A 14,818-nucleotide genomic window follows, 5' to 3' on the forward strand; every position below is an offset into this window, starting at 1 on the left:
TTGATGCTATAGTTTTGAAGGTGAATATATGACACAAGAAAAATTTTCACAAAAATCATTAACGCACGCTGATATTCCACGTGCAACATATCATATTCCAAAAACATCTACCCATTTAATTATGGAAGAAGATGCAGATGCAGCGTATTTTCGCGCTCTCGAACAGCAAAATGTATTTTTAAACGAAAAACAATTAGAAGCCGTACGAACGACAGAAGGCCCTGTTCTTACACTGGCTGGTGCCGGAAGCGGGAAAACATCTGTTTTAACAACTCGCGTCGGTTATTTAGTAAATGTAAAACAAGTTCATCCGCGAAATATTTTATTACTTACATTTACACAAAAAGCGGCTGAAGAAATCCGAAATCGTGTAGCGAATTTACCGGGTATGAATCATGCGGCAAGTAGCTACGTTGTTGCCGGTACATTCCACTCTGTCTTTTTAAAATTGCTTCGTAGTCAAGGATATAATCAGCAAATTTTAGCAAACGAAAAACATAAACAAATTATGATAAAGAAAATTTTAAAAGAATTGCGTTTAAAAGACGATTATGATGCTGAAACGATGCTCGCGATGATTTCACTTGAGAAAAACAAATTAAATCGTCCGAAAGATGTAAAAGCAAAAACACCCGTTGAACAAGAATTTAAAGAAGTATACGAGCGTTTTGAAGAAGTGAAACAACGATATAATTATATTGATTTCGATGACATCTTATTAGAAACATATTATATGTTAGAAAATAACGCTCCTTTGCTTACCCAATTACAACAACGTTTCCACTATATTGAAGTAGATGAGTTCCAAGATACATCGTATGCTCAATATGAAATTGTAAAATTGTTAGCTTCGCCAAGAAATAATTTATTTATCGCAGGTGATGACGATCAAGCGATATACGGTTGGCGAGGAGCAAGTCACCAAATTATTTTATCTTTTCCAAAAGAATTTGATAACACTACGATTATCGCCCTTAATACGAATTATCGATCCAATCCTTTTATTGTCGGACTTGGAAATGAAGTTATCAAACTAAATCAAGAACGGTTTGATAAAGAGCTATATTCTGTTCGTGAAGAAGGTGTACAACCTTTTTACGCAAGACCGGCTACGACTCTTGATGAAGCAAATCAAATTTTGCAGCTCATTCAAGAAAAAGTAGATAGTGGTGAACGAAATTATAAAGATTTTTGTTTGCTGTATCGCACACATTCTGTAAGCCGTTCGTTACTTGATCAGCTTACCATTCATAAAATCCCGTTTATTAAACACGGTGCGAGTCAGTCATTTTATGAACATTCTTTAATTAAGCCTGTATTGGATCATTTACGACTCGTAATTGAACCATTTCGATTAGAATCACTTTCAAACATATTGCCAACGATGTATATCGGGCGTGATGATTGTATTTCATTTATTGAACGTGAACAATGGAAATATGGTGAAGGCCGTTTCCCTTCTCTTCTTCATTTCTTATTATTAAATCCGAACTTAAAACCTTTTCAAGTGAAAAAGGTAAATGAGCGTATCGATTTTATTAAATTTATAAAAGAATTAGAACCGAAAAAAGCATTAAAAGAAATTATTCATGGTAAAGGAAAGTATTTAGAGTACTTACAAAGTAACGATCGTTCTTCCTTTACGATGCATAAAGATATACAAGAAGAAATGTTAGAAGAATTAATGGAGTCTGCAACTCGTTTCACTGACATTCCAGCTTATTTACAATTTATTGATGAAGCCATTCAAGGGCAAAAAGAAATGGAAGCATTAAAAACAATGCCGCAAAAAGATGCTGTTTCGCTTATGTCTATTCATAACGCAAAAGGCCTTGAATTTCCATGTGTCTTTTTACTCGGGGCGAGCGATGGTATTCTGCCTCATACTTCTTCTTTAAAAGATGCAAATGATCGTGTTACAGAGACTTCTGAAGCTTTAGAAGAAGAACGCCGACTACTTTATGTCGCAATTACACGTGCGAAAGAAGAATTGTACATTTCCTCTCCGCAATTTTTCAGAGGAAAAAAATTAGATATATCTCGCTTTTTGTATACTGTGCGAAAAGATTTACCTGAAAAGACATCCACGAAATAAGGATGTCTTTTTTTATATTGTATTATGTACATCCCTACTATATAAATTCCCTGCTTTTATCGTAAGAATTAACGTAATATCAACCATATCTCATTCATATTGTAATAGTGTATGTCAGAACTCACGATAAGGAGTGAACATAATGAGCTGCAATTGTAACGAAGACCATCATCATCATCATCACGATTGTGATTTCAACTGTGTATCAAATGTCGTTCGTTTTATACATGAACTACAAGAATGTGCAACGACAACATGTGGATCGGGTTGCGAAGTTCCATTTTTAGGCGCACACAATAGTGCATCCGTAGCAAATACACGTCCTTTTATTTTATACACAAAAGCTGGAGTACCTTTTGAAGCATTCGCGCCATCTGCAAGCCTTACTAGCTGCCGCTCTCCAATTTTCCGTGTCGAGAGTATAGATGATGATGATTGTGCTGTATTGCGTGTATTAAGTGTCGTATTAGGTGATACCTCTCCTGTACCACCTACTGACGATCCAATCTGTACGTTTTTGGCTGTACCAAATGCAAGATTAATATCGACTAACACTTGTATTACTGTTGATTTAAGTTGCTTCTGCGCTATTCAATGCTTACGTGATGTTACGATTTAAAACTAAATAATGAGTTAAGCATGGATTGGGTGGCAGAATTATCTGCCACCCAATCCATGCTTAAAGAGTATTATTATGTAAATTTCTTAAAATTGGGAACTTGTCTAGAACATAGAACCTGTCCTTTTCATTAACTGAAAGTAGAAACAGATAAAGGAGTGAAAAACATGTTCTCTTCTGATTGCGAATTTACGAAAATTGATTGCGAGGCAAAACCAGCTAGTACACTACCTGCCTTCGGTTTTGCTTTCAACGCGTCTGCACCTCAGTTCGCTTCACTATTTACACCACTACTATTACCTAGCGTAAGCCCCAATCCAAATATTCCTGTTCCTGTAATAAATGATACAGTAAGTGTCGGAGATGGCATTCGAATTCTACGAGCTGGTATTTATCAAATCAGTTATACATTAACAATTAGTCTTGATAACTCACCTGTTGCACCAGAAGCTGGTCGTTTCTTCTTATCATTAGGTACACCAGCTAACATTATTCCTGGATCAGGTACAGCGGTTCGTTCTAACGTTATTGGTACTGGTGAAGTAGACGTATCCAGCGGGGTTATTCTGATTAACTTAAACCCTGGTGACTTAATTCAAATTGTACCAGTCCAGTTAATTGGAACTGTAGACATCCGTGCTGCAGCATTAACAGTTGCACAAATTAGCTAGTAAAAAGCGGTATTTCTAATACAGAAATACCGCTTTTTTATATGTATAATAAAAAACACTCACAGTAACATGAGTGTTTCATTCTTCATAGTGTTTTATTGTGTTCTTTTTTTTTCCACAATTACATCCCTTTTTCTTCACAAATCCTTGTTGCTGTAATTGTTCTTGATATGCCTGTTGTTGTGCTTGGTGTTGTTGCTGCATGTGATACCATTGCTGCAGGTCATATGAATTTTGCCTTGGATTATTGCTCACAGCAAACATCTCCTCTACTGTCAATTCTGTCTATTTACTATATGAACAACTCTTTATTTCCGTTCCCTCATTCTTTTAAACTCCGCTTTTTCTCGTATTATGGAAATATATTATTCTCCCATAAAATATCCTGTAATCGTTTCAATGATTGCTGCTGCTCCTGCAATAGCTAATAATGCAAGTAACGGCTCTGCAACGATTGGAATCCAATTATATAACACTAATAAAAAAGCACTAACCCATACACCTGTACACCAATAACAGCTTAATAATTCGCCAACCCACTTTCTTAATCCTTTACCTTTTACTTTTGTAAAAGTTGATACACTTCCATCCGGTTCTGTAATCTCTAATTCGTCAATAAACGGTCTTCGCAAAAAAGCTGTAATTTTATCATAAACAATTAAACGGGTGAGCCTAAAAGCAGCTAACGCGAAAATAAAAAATAAAAGCCAACTTGTAAACAGCATAATTCCACCTTCCCTTATCTTCTTTCGCCTATTTAAAAAAAAAGGTCTTGAGATTGTGACCAAATCTCCTCGACTCCAATATCTTATTAATGTAAATACAAACAAGAAGATAAGGAGTGACATTAATGAGTTGTAACGAAAATAAACACCATGGCTCTTCTCATTGTGTAGTTGACGTTGTAAAATTCATCAATGAATTACAAGATTGTTCTACAACAACGTGTGGATCTGGTTGTGAAATTCCATTTTTAGGTGCACACAATACTGCATCAGTAGCAAATACACGTCCTTTTATTTTATACACAAAAGCTGGAGTACCTTTTGAAGCATTTGCACCATCATCAAGCCTTACTAGCTGCCGATCTCCAATTTTCCGTGTGGAAAGCGTAGATGATGATAGCTGTGCTGTGCTACGTGTATTAAGTGTAGTATTAGGTGACGGTACTCCGGTACCACCTACTGACGATCCAATTTGTACGTTTTTAGCTGTACCAAATGCAAGACTAGTATCGACATCTACTTGTATTACTGTTGATTTAAGCTGTTTCTGTGCGATTCAATGCTTACGCGACGTTACTATCTAATAAGTGAAGTAAACTAAAAAACTATTGGGGTGGTAGAAGATTTCTACCACCTTTACATATTTAAAAGCCGGCCATATCAATCGATTTTATCTCCTCTATAGATAACCTAATATCTCTCATACTATTTGGCGGCATAATGGCTACAATTCCATTACGATACGAGATGATTGATCCAACATATGAGACTGTAGCTGTTTTTATTCTGCACCTTACTTTCGGAATATAATGAGGGCGATTTAATAAAAAATGAATTTTCTCTTCATTATTCATATCCTTAAATGATTTATTATACGGGACAGTTCTCACTGGTTCTTTCTGTTTCTGTTCCAGTTCCTCTTCTTCTTCTATTTTCTCTTCTACTTGTTGCTCTTTTTGCTCTTGTTGCTCTTCTATTACCTCTTCCACCGCACTACTTACAACATTTTCGTTTCTATTACTTTCCTCTTTTTGATCCTCATTTTCAAAGTTTGTTAAAATAATTCTTTTGATTTTCGGTGCAGCAAGTTCCAAACTTACTTGCGCAATATATAACAACGGTTTTCCAACTGTTGAACTTTTATTTTTATTCTTCACACTCGTCCCTCCCACTTCCATACGTAGCTGAATAAATCGTGTACTATTATACTTATATTCATAACGTGGTAAGAACTTTCGTTAAAAATCGTTCTTTCTAAGAACAAATAAAAAGGACAATCTCAACATGTAGAGATTGTCCTTTAAAATTAATATTATATTTATCCTAAGATATGATACCCTGAATCAACGTGAATGTTTTCTCCTGTTACGCCGCGTGCTAAATCACTGAATAAGAATACTGCTGTATCCCCAACTTCTTCTTGCGTTGTTGTACGACGAAGTGGTGCGCGCTCCTCAATTTCTCTTAAGATTGAGTTAAAGTCGCCTACACCTTTTGCAGATAACGTACGAATTGGACCTGCAGAAATAGCGTTAACGCGAATGCCATGTTGACCTAAATCGTTAGCTAAATATTTCACGCTCGCTTCTAATGAAGCTTTTGCTACACCCATAACGTTATAGTTTTTCACAACGCGCTCGCCGCCAAGATATGTTAACGTTAAAATATTTCCGCCTTCTGTCATTACTTTCTTCGCTTCTCTTGCTACAGCTGTTAAAGAGAATGCACTAATATTTTGTGCAAGTAAAAATCCATCGCGAGAAGTATCTACAAATTCACCTTTTAAGTCGTCACGATTTGCAAAAGCAATACAATGTGCTACACCGTGAATTGTACCAACTTCTTGTTTGATTGTTTCAAAGCAAGCTGTAAGTTCTTCATCATTTGTTACATCACAAGGTAATACAAGTGACTCTTGTCCTTCTAATGTATCCGCTAATTCACGAACGTTTCTCTCTAAACGTTCTCCTGCATATGTGAAGATTAATTTTGCACCTGCATTATGCAAAGAGCGAGCAATTCCCCATGCAATACTTCTTTGGTTCGCAACGCCCATAACAACAAATGTTTTCCCTTGTAATAGTTCCATGATATATCCTCCCAGAAATACTTATACTTGTTATTAGTACCTGATACTATAATTATAGTAACATAAAACCTCTTAAAGGCAAACAAAAAAGTCATTAACTGAAAATTGTTAATGACTTTTTGTTTCTATAAAAAAACGCTCTAATCCTTCTTCCCAAGAAGGCATTTGTAAAAAACCATTTAATCGCAGCATGTTATGTTGGAAAATAGAATATTTTGGTCTCGCTGCCGCCGATCCAAATTCTTCAGTTGAAACCGGTAATACATCCACTTTCATATTCGCATACGAAAATATTTTCTTTGCAAATTCAAACCAAGAACATGATCCTCTATTGGATACGTGATACGTACCGTATAAAGAAGTATGGATGAGCTTATTAATCATTACATTTAAATCCGCCACATACGTAGGAGAACCGATTTGATCCGCTACAACAGATACTTCTTCTCTTTCTTTCCCTAATCGCATCATCGTTTTCACAAAATTATTTCCATACTTACCATACAACCATGATGTACGAACGATAAAGTATTTATTATGTAACTCTTTGACGAACTGCTCTCCCGCATATTTAGAAGCCCCGTATATATTTATCGGCGCCGGATTATGAAATTCATCGTACCCTTCCGGTCTATCACCTTGAAATACATAATCCGTACTAATATAAACTAACTTTGCCTCCACTAATTGTGAGGCAACTGCTACATTTCGAGCCCCTATTGCATTTATTCTATAAGCAAGATCTCGTTCTTTCTCAGCTTGATCAACCTTTGTATACGCTGCACAATGAATAATGATATGTGGCCTTATTTTTTGTACCACTTGCTGCACTTTGGATATATTTGTTATATCTAGTGAATTTTTATCAAATGGATATATGTCATATTCTTCAGGATTTAACTCTTCTTGTAGTTGCTTTCCCAATTGACCATTTGCTCCTGTTATGATAATCCGTTCTCTCATTTATATGCCCCTTACTTTTTTAATGGTTTCCACCATTCCTCATTCTTCTCATACCATTGCACCGTTTCTTGCAACCCTTGCTCAAACGTATACTTCGGTTCCCAATCAAATTCATTCTTCATTTTCTCTGCATCAATCGCATAACGGCGGTCGTGTCCTAAACGATCTGTCACATATTCAATATCCTTTTCCGTTTTTCCTAAGAGAGTAATAATTTGTTCCACAACATCTATATTTGTTTTTTCATTATTTCCACCTATATTATATACTTCTCCTATACGTCCCTTATGCAAAACAACGTCAATCGCACGACAATGATCCGTTACATGTAACCAATCTCTTACATTTAATCCATCGCCATATAACGGTAATTTTTTTCCTTCGAGCGCATTCGTAACCATTAACGGAATTAGTTTTTCAGGATATTGATACGGCCCGTAGTTATTGGAACAACGCGTTACTATAACTGGTAATTGATATGTTTTATAATAAGATAAAGCTATCATATCGGCGCTCGCTTTGCTTGAAGAATATGGACTATTTGGAGCTAACGGGGTTTCCTCGGTAAATCGTCCTGTTTTTCCTAAAGAGCCATACACCTCATCCGTTGATACTTGCACGAGTTTAATATGCGGATATTTTTTTACTAATTCTAATAAGGTGACTGTCCCAATTACATTTGTATCATAAAAAGGAAGCGGATTTTCAATACTACGGTCCACATGTGATTCAGCTGCGAAATTGACAATGACTTGCACATCACGTTCCTTAATAACATGCTCCAGCAGCTCTCCATTTTGAATTTCACCTTTTACAAAATAGTAATTCGGATGATCTTGAATAGACTTTACATTATTTAAGTTTCCACTATATGTTAATACATCGAAATTAATAATTTTATATGTTTCATAGCTTTGTAACATATAATGCACAAAATTACTTCCAATAAATCCGGCCCCACCTGTTACTAATATATTCATACACAACTCTCCTACTCAAAAACTATCTTCACATTCCTGAAGCGATGGTAATATTCGATCTTTATCAGACAAAATAGGGCTTGTTACCGGCCATGGAATCGCTAAGTCTTTATCATTCCAAAGTACCCCTGAGTCATGATTAGCACTATAATACTCATCTACTTTATACATAACAATCGTATGCGGGACAAGTGTACAAAAACCATGTGCAAATCCTTTTGGCACTAATAATTGCCGATGATTATCCGCGCTTAAAATATATCCTCTCCATTGTTTAAAAGTTGGTGAATCTTTTCGCAAATCAACGATAACGTCATAAATTGCTCCTTGCATAACTTGAATAAGTTTCGTTTGTGCTTTCGGATTTTTTTGAAAGTGTAACCCCCGAATCGTTCCCGCTTCTGTCGAATACGAAACATTATCCTGTACAAATGAATACGTAACTCCTAATGTTTCTAGCACCTTCTTATTATAACTTTCAGTAAAAAAGCCACGCTCATCTCCAAATAACCTCGGTTCTAACAATTTTGCGTCGGTAAAGTTTGTTTCTATAACTTCCATATTCTCACCTATTCTCCGTTAAACTGTTTACCAAAGTTTATATCCCGCGCTAACATATTCGCCCTTTGAAGAGAAACATGAGTTCCTGCATCAGTCCACCAACCGCTCATTTCATTATAAGTAAGTACCTCACGTTTTAAGTACCAATTATTGATATCTGTAATTTCAAGCTCTCCCCTTGCGGAAGGTTTTAATTCTTTTATATAAGAAAAGACTTTCGAATCATACAAATAAATTCCTGTGACTGCATAGGAACTTTTCGGCTCTTTCGGCTTTTCTTCAATTTCAATTATTTTGCCGTTTTGAATATTTGCTACGCCAAATCTCTCCGGATCATCTACAGATTGCAGCAGTACTTTCGCACCTTCTTTTTGATTTGCAAACTCTTCAACATACGGACGAATATCATCCGAAAAAATATTATCACCTAATATAACTACCATGCGATCATTCCCAACGAAATCTTCACAAAGCCCTAATGCTTGCGCAATTCCACCAGCCTTATCTTGCACACGATACGTAAAGGACACGCCAAACTCTTGACCGCTTCCTAAAAAACTAACAACATCTCCCATATGCTCTTTACCTGTAATAATCATAATATCTGTAATCTCGCATTGTTTCAGCTTATATACCGCATGATAAATCATTGGATAACGTCCAACAGGAAGCAAATGTTTATTCGTTACTTTCGTTATTGGGTATAACCTCGATCCAGTACCGCCTGCTAAAATAATCCCTTTCACTCTGCATCTCTCCCTTATGATGGAGATAATATATCTTTATACTGTTCTACAAACACTTTTCGATCTTTCTCATATGTATCCGCATCAAATTCATCTCCATTATAATGAATACACCATAAATTTGATTGATTTGGGATACCAATTAAATAACCAGCCCTTTGAAACTCTAAAGACTGTGATACATCATAAAAGTGGAACCCTTGAAACAAATCTTCTCGCCACGGAATATCATACTGCGTTGCCATGAATAAGCCATCAATTGCCTGCACCGACATAAAAGATTGGGTTCCATAAAACCCCTGATCTAAATTTAATAGTTGATAATTCCGTCTTCTATACTCAATCACTTTCCCTACTAAATTTTTCCCTTCCCACCATATCCCGTTACTCGGTAAAAATTGGGCTCCAGCTACTCCAATTAAGCCGAGCTTTTCATTATCTTTAAACAGAGAAATAAGTGTATAAAACATCTCTCGATTAATAAGATAAGTGTCCTGATGTATATAAACCTTATACTTCGCGGGATATGAAAGCGCTCGGTTATATGCGCTTGCCATACTTTTCGCATCTCGTATCGGAAAAATTTGCACGACATAATCAGGGGGAACAAAAAGGTTTCTTATTTGTCTCTCGCATTGTTCAAATAGCTCTTCATTTTTTACACAGACAACAACTAATATTGTACGATCCTTCATTTTGTAGCCCCTCTATTCGTCTTGATTTACATCTGACATATAGTTCTCCACAAATATCTTTCTATACTTGTCATAGTTGGTCATATTTACATCAATATGATAGTGAATGCACCACGCATCACGCTGTACAGGAACCCCAACTGTATAGCCAGCTTTTCTAAATTCAAATGACTGAGATACATCATAATAGTCAAACCCATCAAACAAGTCTTCTCGCCACGGAATATCGTATTGCGTTGCCATCAATAAACCGTCTATACATTCCACAGGCATAAATGTTTTTGACTCATGGTACGGTTGTTCTTGCGTTGCCATATAAAATAAATCGTTCATATAACCAATTACTTTCCCAACAACTCCCTTGCCTTCATTCCATATCCCGTTTGGAGGAACATACTGGGCTCCAATCATTCCAATCATTCCAAGATGTTCATGTTCGTTAAATAATTGAAGTAATCCGTATAAAAATGCCACATTCATAATGAAAACATCTTGGTGTATATATACTTTATATTTCGCTGGATGCGAAATCGCTTGATTATATCCGCTCGTCATACTTTTCGCATTCCGAATTGGCATAAATTGTACAATATATCCTGGAGGCACTGCCAATCTCAATATATGCCGTACACACTGTGCATACATTTTCCGATCATTTATACACGTAACAAATAATATTGTTTTTTCACCAGCACTCATAACTGTGATTTTTCTGCTTCAATAATATACTGAAATACGACCGTCTCAGCCATGAAGCCACTTCCAAGACGATATTTCTTACAAATTCCATATAACTCCTCAATTAACGGTTCATACACTTTATGATCAATATATACACGATCTACTTTACTAATCGAATATCCTGCTTTTAAAAACATTCGGAGCATTTCATTAAATGTAAAGAAACGAATATGCGTTTTATCTAATAAACCATATTCTGTATACGTCCAATTTCCAGCAAGTAACGGTGCTAATACTGAAATGTGAGCAACGTTTGGTATACTTGCTAAAATCACACCATTTTCTTTTATATATGGCTTTACTTTTTCTATTACAGCCCAAGGATCAAATAAATGCTCTAATACGTCACCAAATATAACGCAATCAAATTGCTCCTCCTCGTACGGCATATCCATTGTTTCTATATCGCCTAAAACGACATGATCTAGTTTTTCTTTTGCTTGTTCTGCCGCCTCTGGGAATGCCTCAATTCCAGATACACGTGTGCCATTTTCTTTTATGGCAGCTCCCAATGCACCACTCGAGCAACCGATATCAAGAACTTCTTTCCATTCCTTTTTTATATGCTTTAATAAATTCGGATTCACTGCATTATAATAATGCCCAGACTTTTCTTCGTATAAAGAATTTTTTGGGGAATTCATTTTACACACTCCTTATGCAAATTGAATTTGAAATATAAATCTCATTTAAAGTCTATAAATGTAACCTGTACTAGTTACATTGCCGATACTTTACTATATAGCCAATCTATTAGAGTTAGAATCGCGATGAGCCATTTCTAAAAAAAGCTGCCTATAACGATTTATATTGTTTATCAAAAACACTCCGAAAATATTTGCGGTTATATTCGATTGCAGCATTATTTGGAACATAAGCAGCCGCTAATTCGTTGTAATAATAAGCTTTGTCTTGATCTCCTAACTTGCTATAACAAATACACATTTGTAAATAGGGAAGCCATGTGTAGCTCGCTGGACTATGAAATGGACTCTCCGTCGCCATTGGTACTTCCGTTGCAAGTTTAAACCAAAATATCGCTTCGTTATATTTTTGTTGTTCCATATATATATATCCTATTCTTGTACAATTCTCCCCTCTAGGAACATCATATCGAAACGACTTCACGCAAGATTCAATTGCCTTTTCCCATGATCCAAGCTTTGCATAGCAATCTCCTAACTTACCACATGCATAAATTTTCTCTTCATACCATCCTTCATCTTGATTAAGAAATGTTTCATATAGCATAACTGCATCATCATATTTTTGGTTATCCATAGATTCATTAGCGTAATAAAATAAATCTCTCGGACTCAATTCTTCTCCTGCAGCTACAGCATTTTGAAAAATTTTCAAATTACGATTTGTTACCTTTTTTTCTTTTTTATGTGTAATAGCAACATTACTACTAAAAGTTTCACCAGAAATAGCTAAATACTCATGAACCTTTCCAAACCATTGAAATTGTTTTTCACGCTTTACAAGTCGATTTCTTTTTGTACAATATAAAGGTTTCCCGCTAGAATCCAATGCAAGATGATACGGCATCGAAACAGCATCAATTTTAGGATCTAATTCTCTTTTTAAAAGTTTCAATGCTTCTTGAGCATCTTCTAATAATACGTCATCTGCATCTAGCCACAATATATACTCTTGCGTTGCTTTTGAAAAAGAAAAATTTCTTGCTGCTGCAAAATCATTAATCCATGGAAAGTCATATATGTTAGAGGTATATTGAGCTACAATTTCTTTCGTTCGATCAATGGAACCTGTATCAACTATAATAATTTCATCAACAATTTTTTCGACTGCATCTAAACATCGACCTATTGTATCTTCCTCATCTCGAACAATCATACATAAACTAATTGTAATTCCTTGCTTGTTCAACATAATCACCCTCTTCCAAATCAATCATATGTTATACATACAATAAACTTTCCACTTTTTTAACTTGCACAAGCAGTTTAAGATTTCTTTTCAATAATTCAAATGTCCGTGTCATTTTCTTTCGGTTTTGCATCTACTATATAATGAACGCTTTATGGAGGTGAATTTATGTCAAATAATAATTATTCAGATGGATTGAATCCCGATGAATCTTTATCAGCTAGTGCATTTGACCCTAATCTTGTAGGACCAACATTACCACCAATACCACCGTTTACCCTTCCGACTGGACCAACTGGGCCGACTGGGCCAACTGTACCAACTGGGCCAACTGGACCGACTGGACCGACTGGACCGACTGGGCCAACTGGTACAACTGGACCAACTGGTGCTACTGGACCGACTGGGCCAACTGGTACAACTGGTACGACTGGACCAACTGGGCCAACTGGTACAACTGGTACGACTGGATCAACTGGGCCAACTGGGCCAACTGGTGACACTGGTGCTACTGGACCGACTGGGCCAACTGGTGACACTGGTGCTACTGGACCGACTGGGGCTACCGGACCGACTGGGCCAACTGGACCGACTGGACCATCAGGGCTAGGACTTCCAGCAGGATTATATGCATTTAACTCCGGTGGGATTTCTTTAGATCTAGGAATTAATGATCCACTACCATTTAATACTGTTGGATCTCAGTTTGGTACAGCAATTTCTCAATTAGATGCTGATACTTTCGTAATTAGTGAAACTGGATTCTATAAAATTACTGTTATCGCTAATACTGCAACAGTCAGTGCATTAGGAGGTCTTACAATCCAAGTGAATGGAGTACCTGTACCAGGTACTGGATCAAGTTTAATCTCACTTGGAGCACCTATCGTTATTCAAGCAATTACGCAAATTACGACAACTCCATCATTAGTTGAAGTAATTGTTACAGGGCTTGGATTATCATTAGCTCTTGGTACGAGTGCATCCATTATTATTGAAAAAATCGCTTAAATTTTTACTTAGCAGTAAAACTGATATCAGTTTTACTGCTTTTTCATTGGTAAATTCAATCATTAAATCCTTCTTTTCTACATAGTCATAATGTTGTATGACATTCTTCAGGAGGCACTTATATGGAAAATAAATCGGCTGTCCAGCTTTATCTCGAGTTATTAAAGAAAACAATTTTATTTGAAATATGGTTGGAATACGAACCATACTTACCTGCTTCGTTACATATTTCTAAAGAACTATCATATGAACCAGTTACGGTTCCCCTTCCTTTATTTCTTAAGCAGTATATAGAAAATCACAATTTAAAAATCGTTAATCCTAACGTTTCAAACAATGAGCGTCAAGGTGGCAAGGATTGGCCAAGAGCTGCACATAGTATGGTTGGGCGAAAACGTATGAATCAATTACAAGAGGCGATGGAAACTGTAGTCAGGGAAAATATAGAAGGTGATTTTATTGAAACTGGTGTATGGCGCGGAGGATCATGCATTTTTATGAATGGGTTTTTACAAGCAAACAACATTAAGGATCGTACTGTATGGGTTGCCGATTCGTTTGAAGGTCTGCCCGCACCTAACTTAGAACAATATCCGAAAGATTACGGTGATTATTTGCACACATTCGATTACTTACGAGTTTCTTTAGAAACAGTGCAAGAAAACTTTAGAAAATATGATTTATTAAATGATCAGGTGAAATTTTTAAAGGGTTGGTTTAAAGATACATTGCCTTCAGCACCGATAGAAAAAATTGCAATTGCACGCCTTGATGGTGATATGTATGAATCAACGATGGATAGTCTTGTAAATTTATACGATAAAGTTTCAATAGGTGGCTTTATTATTATTGATGATTATGGACTGATAACATGCGCAGAGGCTGTAACAGATTTCAGAAGTGAAAGAAACATAAAAACTCCTATGACTCAAATCGATGATTTCGGTATTTTTTGGAGAAAAGAATAGAACAAAAAAATATTTAGTTGAGGGGTACTATTATACTACTAATTCATGAAAACCAATCTTG

At 36.1% G+C, this 14,818-nt stretch carries 18 protein-coding genes; 6 read left to right on the forward strand and 12 right to left on the reverse strand.

Annotated features, from left to right (window positions below; genetic code table 11):
- Positions 1 to 28 precede the first annotated feature (28 nt).
- From QCI47_RS21860 to exsF, 3 genes are all read left to right on the forward strand, one after another.
- Positions 29 to 2,095, forward strand: coding sequence for an ATP-dependent helicase (locus tag QCI47_RS21860; protein ID WP_000191174.1), 2,067 nt, complete (start codon positions 29 to 31; stop codon positions 2,093 to 2,095).
- Positions 2,096 to 2,237: 142 nt separating this feature from the next.
- Positions 2,238 to 2,714 (forward strand): spore coat protein CotY, encoded by a 477-nt coding sequence (cotY, locus tag QCI47_RS21865; RefSeq protein WP_309422102.1) that lies wholly within the window; start codon positions 2,238 to 2,240, stop codon positions 2,712 to 2,714.
- 167 nt (positions 2,715 to 2,881) lie between these two features.
- Positions 2,882 to 3,385 carry an exosporium protein ExsF gene (gene exsF, locus QCI47_RS21870; RefSeq protein WP_000492930.1) on the forward strand — a complete coding sequence of 168 codons (504 nt, stop codon included), beginning with the start codon at positions 2,882 to 2,884 and terminating at the stop codon, positions 3,383 to 3,385.
- A gap of 78 nt (positions 3,386 to 3,463) precedes the next feature.
- On the opposite strand, the gene QCI47_RS21875 is transcribed toward exsF, so the two are convergent.
- Both QCI47_RS21875 and QCI47_RS21880 read right to left on the reverse strand, forming a co-directional pair.
- Positions 3,464 to 3,649 (reverse strand): hypothetical protein, encoded by a 186-nt coding sequence (locus QCI47_RS21875; protein WP_011181560.1) that lies wholly within the window; start codon positions 3,647 to 3,649, stop codon positions 3,464 to 3,466.
- A 101-nt stretch (positions 3,650 to 3,750) separates the two neighbouring features.
- A complete protein-coding gene (locus QCI47_RS21880) occupies positions 3,751 to 4,110 on the reverse strand; it encodes a DUF1360 domain-containing protein (protein WP_000899663.1) in 360 nt (119 codons plus the stop codon).
- Between the two features lie 125 nt (positions 4,111 to 4,235).
- Between QCI47_RS21880 and exsY the strand changes: the two genes are divergently transcribed.
- Entirely contained in the window at positions 4,236 to 4,694 is a 459-nt protein-coding gene (gene exsY / locus QCI47_RS21885) for an exosporium assembly protein ExsY (RefSeq protein ID WP_001277736.1), read from the forward strand.
- Positions 4,695 to 4,754: 60 nt separating this feature from the next.
- On the opposite strand, the gene QCI47_RS21890 is transcribed toward exsY, so the two are convergent.
- The 10 genes from QCI47_RS21890 to QCI47_RS21935 form a co-directional block, all read right to left on the reverse strand.
- Positions 4,755 to 5,288, reverse strand: coding sequence for a spore coat CotO family protein (locus tag QCI47_RS21890; RefSeq protein WP_074532198.1), 534 nt, complete (start codon positions 5,286 to 5,288; stop codon positions 4,755 to 4,757).
- Positions 5,289 to 5,428: 140 nt separating this feature from the next.
- Positions 5,429 to 6,199, reverse strand: coding sequence for an enoyl-ACP reductase FabI (gene fabI / locus QCI47_RS21895; protein ID WP_000421886.1), 771 nt, complete (start codon positions 6,197 to 6,199; stop codon positions 5,429 to 5,431).
- A gap of 108 nt (positions 6,200 to 6,307) precedes the next feature.
- Positions 6,308 to 7,162 carry a dTDP-4-dehydrorhamnose reductase gene (gene rfbD, locus QCI47_RS21900; RefSeq protein WP_309422100.1) on the reverse strand — a complete coding sequence of 285 codons (855 nt, stop codon included), beginning with the start codon at positions 7,160 to 7,162 and terminating at the stop codon, positions 6,308 to 6,310.
- Positions 7,163 to 7,173: 11 nt separating this feature from the next.
- The gene (gene rfbB / locus QCI47_RS21905) at positions 7,174 to 8,142 is read right to left on the reverse strand and encodes a dTDP-glucose 4,6-dehydratase (RefSeq protein ID WP_309422099.1); all 969 of its coding nucleotides are present in this window, start codon (positions 8,140 to 8,142) and stop codon (positions 7,174 to 7,176) included.
- A 15-nt stretch (positions 8,143 to 8,157) separates the two neighbouring features.
- Positions 8,158 to 8,703: a dTDP-4-dehydrorhamnose 3,5-epimerase gene (gene rfbC / locus QCI47_RS21910; RefSeq protein ID WP_000451992.1), complete on the reverse strand. Its 546-nt coding sequence runs from the start codon at positions 8,701 to 8,703 to the stop codon at positions 8,158 to 8,160.
- An 8-nt stretch (positions 8,704 to 8,711) separates the two neighbouring features.
- The gene (locus QCI47_RS21915; RefSeq protein WP_000676174.1) at positions 8,712 to 9,449 is read right to left on the reverse strand and encodes a sugar phosphate nucleotidyltransferase; all 738 of its coding nucleotides are present in this window, start codon (positions 9,447 to 9,449) and stop codon (positions 8,712 to 8,714) included.
- A gap of 14 nt (positions 9,450 to 9,463) precedes the next feature.
- A complete protein-coding gene (locus QCI47_RS21920; RefSeq protein ID WP_353811948.1) occupies positions 9,464 to 10,144 on the reverse strand; it encodes a glycosyltransferase family protein in 681 nt (226 codons plus the stop codon).
- 12 nt (positions 10,145 to 10,156) lie between these two features.
- A complete protein-coding gene (locus tag QCI47_RS21925) occupies positions 10,157 to 10,843 on the reverse strand; it encodes a glycosyltransferase family protein (RefSeq protein WP_001272381.1) in 687 nt (228 codons plus the stop codon).
- The gene (locus QCI47_RS21930; RefSeq protein ID WP_001087862.1) at positions 10,840 to 11,529 is read right to left on the reverse strand and encodes a class I SAM-dependent methyltransferase; all 690 of its coding nucleotides are present in this window, start codon (positions 11,527 to 11,529) and stop codon (positions 10,840 to 10,842) included. Before QCI47_RS21930 ends, QCI47_RS21925 begins: the two co-directional genes overlap by 4 nt.
- Before the next feature lie 151 nt (positions 11,530 to 11,680).
- Positions 11,681 to 12,781, reverse strand: coding sequence for a glycosyltransferase (locus tag QCI47_RS21935; protein WP_000932900.1), 1,101 nt, complete (start codon positions 12,779 to 12,781; stop codon positions 11,681 to 11,683).
- 165 nt (positions 12,782 to 12,946) lie between these two features.
- Here QCI47_RS21935 and QCI47_RS21940 point away from each other — a divergent pair, with 165 nt between their 5' ends.
- Together QCI47_RS21940 and QCI47_RS21945 are read left to right on the forward strand one after the other, a co-directional pair.
- Positions 12,947 to 13,789: a BclA C-terminal domain-containing protein gene (locus QCI47_RS21940; RefSeq protein ID WP_353811949.1), complete on the forward strand. Its 843-nt coding sequence runs from the start codon at positions 12,947 to 12,949 to the stop codon at positions 13,787 to 13,789.
- 122 nt (positions 13,790 to 13,911) lie between these two features.
- Positions 13,912 to 14,757 (forward strand): TylF/MycF family methyltransferase, encoded by an 846-nt coding sequence (locus QCI47_RS21945; RefSeq protein WP_000428847.1) that lies wholly within the window; start codon positions 13,912 to 13,914, stop codon positions 14,755 to 14,757.
- The last annotated feature ends 61 nt before the right edge of the window (positions 14,758 to 14,818 follow it).

This window comes from Bacillus cereus group sp. RP29 (assembly GCF_040459765.1).
Lineage (GTDB): Bacteria > Bacillota > Bacilli > Bacillales > Bacillaceae_G > Bacillus_A > Bacillus_A paranthracis.

Excerpts from the sequence above, each read along its gene's own strand:
- QCI47_RS21920 (WP_353811948.1), bottom strand. The coding sequence starts at position 10,144 with ATGAAGGATCGTACAATATTAGTTGTTGTCTGTGTAAAAAATGAAGAG.
- exsF (WP_000492930.1), top strand. The coding sequence starts at position 2,882 with ATGTTCTCTTCTGATTGCGAATTTACGAAAATTGATTGCGAGGCAAAA.
- cotY (WP_309422102.1), top strand. The coding sequence starts at position 2,238 with ATGAGCTGCAATTGTAACGAAGACCATCATCATCATCATCACGATTGT.
- rfbC (WP_000451992.1), bottom strand. The coding sequence starts at position 8,703 with ATGGAAGTTATAGAAACAAACTTTACCGACGCAAAATTGTTAGAACCG.
- QCI47_RS21880 (WP_000899663.1), bottom strand. The coding sequence starts at position 4,110 with ATGCTGTTTACAAGTTGGCTTTTATTTTTTATTTTCGCGTTAGCTGCT.
- QCI47_RS21860 (WP_000191174.1), top strand. The coding sequence starts at position 29 with ATGACACAAGAAAAATTTTCACAAAAATCATTAACGCACGCTGATATT.
- QCI47_RS21925 (WP_001272381.1), bottom strand. The coding sequence starts at position 10,843 with ATGAGTGCTGGTGAAAAAACAATATTATTTGTTACGTGTATAAATGAT.
- rfbD (WP_309422100.1), bottom strand. The coding sequence starts at position 7,162 with ATGAGAGAACGGATTATCATAACAGGAGCAAATGGTCAATTGGGAAAG.
- QCI47_RS21940 (WP_353811949.1), top strand. The coding sequence starts at position 12,947 with ATGTCAAATAATAATTATTCAGATGGATTGAATCCCGATGAATCTTTA.
- QCI47_RS21935 (WP_000932900.1), bottom strand. The coding sequence starts at position 12,781 with ATGTTGAACAAGCAAGGAATTACAATTAGTTTATGTATGATTGTTCGA.
- exsY (WP_001277736.1), top strand. The coding sequence starts at position 4,236 with ATGAGTTGTAACGAAAATAAACACCATGGCTCTTCTCATTGTGTAGTT.
- QCI47_RS21930 (WP_001087862.1), bottom strand. The coding sequence starts at position 11,529 with ATGAATTCCCCAAAAAATTCTTTATACGAAGAAAAGTCTGGGCATTAT.
- QCI47_RS21945 (WP_000428847.1), top strand. The coding sequence starts at position 13,912 with ATGGAAAATAAATCGGCTGTCCAGCTTTATCTCGAGTTATTAAAGAAA.
- QCI47_RS21875 (WP_011181560.1), bottom strand. The coding sequence starts at position 3,649 with ATGTTTGCTGTGAGCAATAATCCAAGGCAAAATTCATATGACCTGCAG.
- rfbB (WP_309422099.1), bottom strand. The coding sequence starts at position 8,142 with ATGAATATATTAGTAACAGGTGGGGCCGGATTTATTGGAAGTAATTTT.
- fabI (WP_000421886.1), bottom strand. The coding sequence starts at position 6,199 with ATGGAACTATTACAAGGGAAAACATTTGTTGTTATGGGCGTTGCGAAC.
- QCI47_RS21890 (WP_074532198.1), bottom strand. The coding sequence starts at position 5,288 with ATGGAAGTGGGAGGGACGAGTGTGAAGAATAAAAATAAAAGTTCAACA.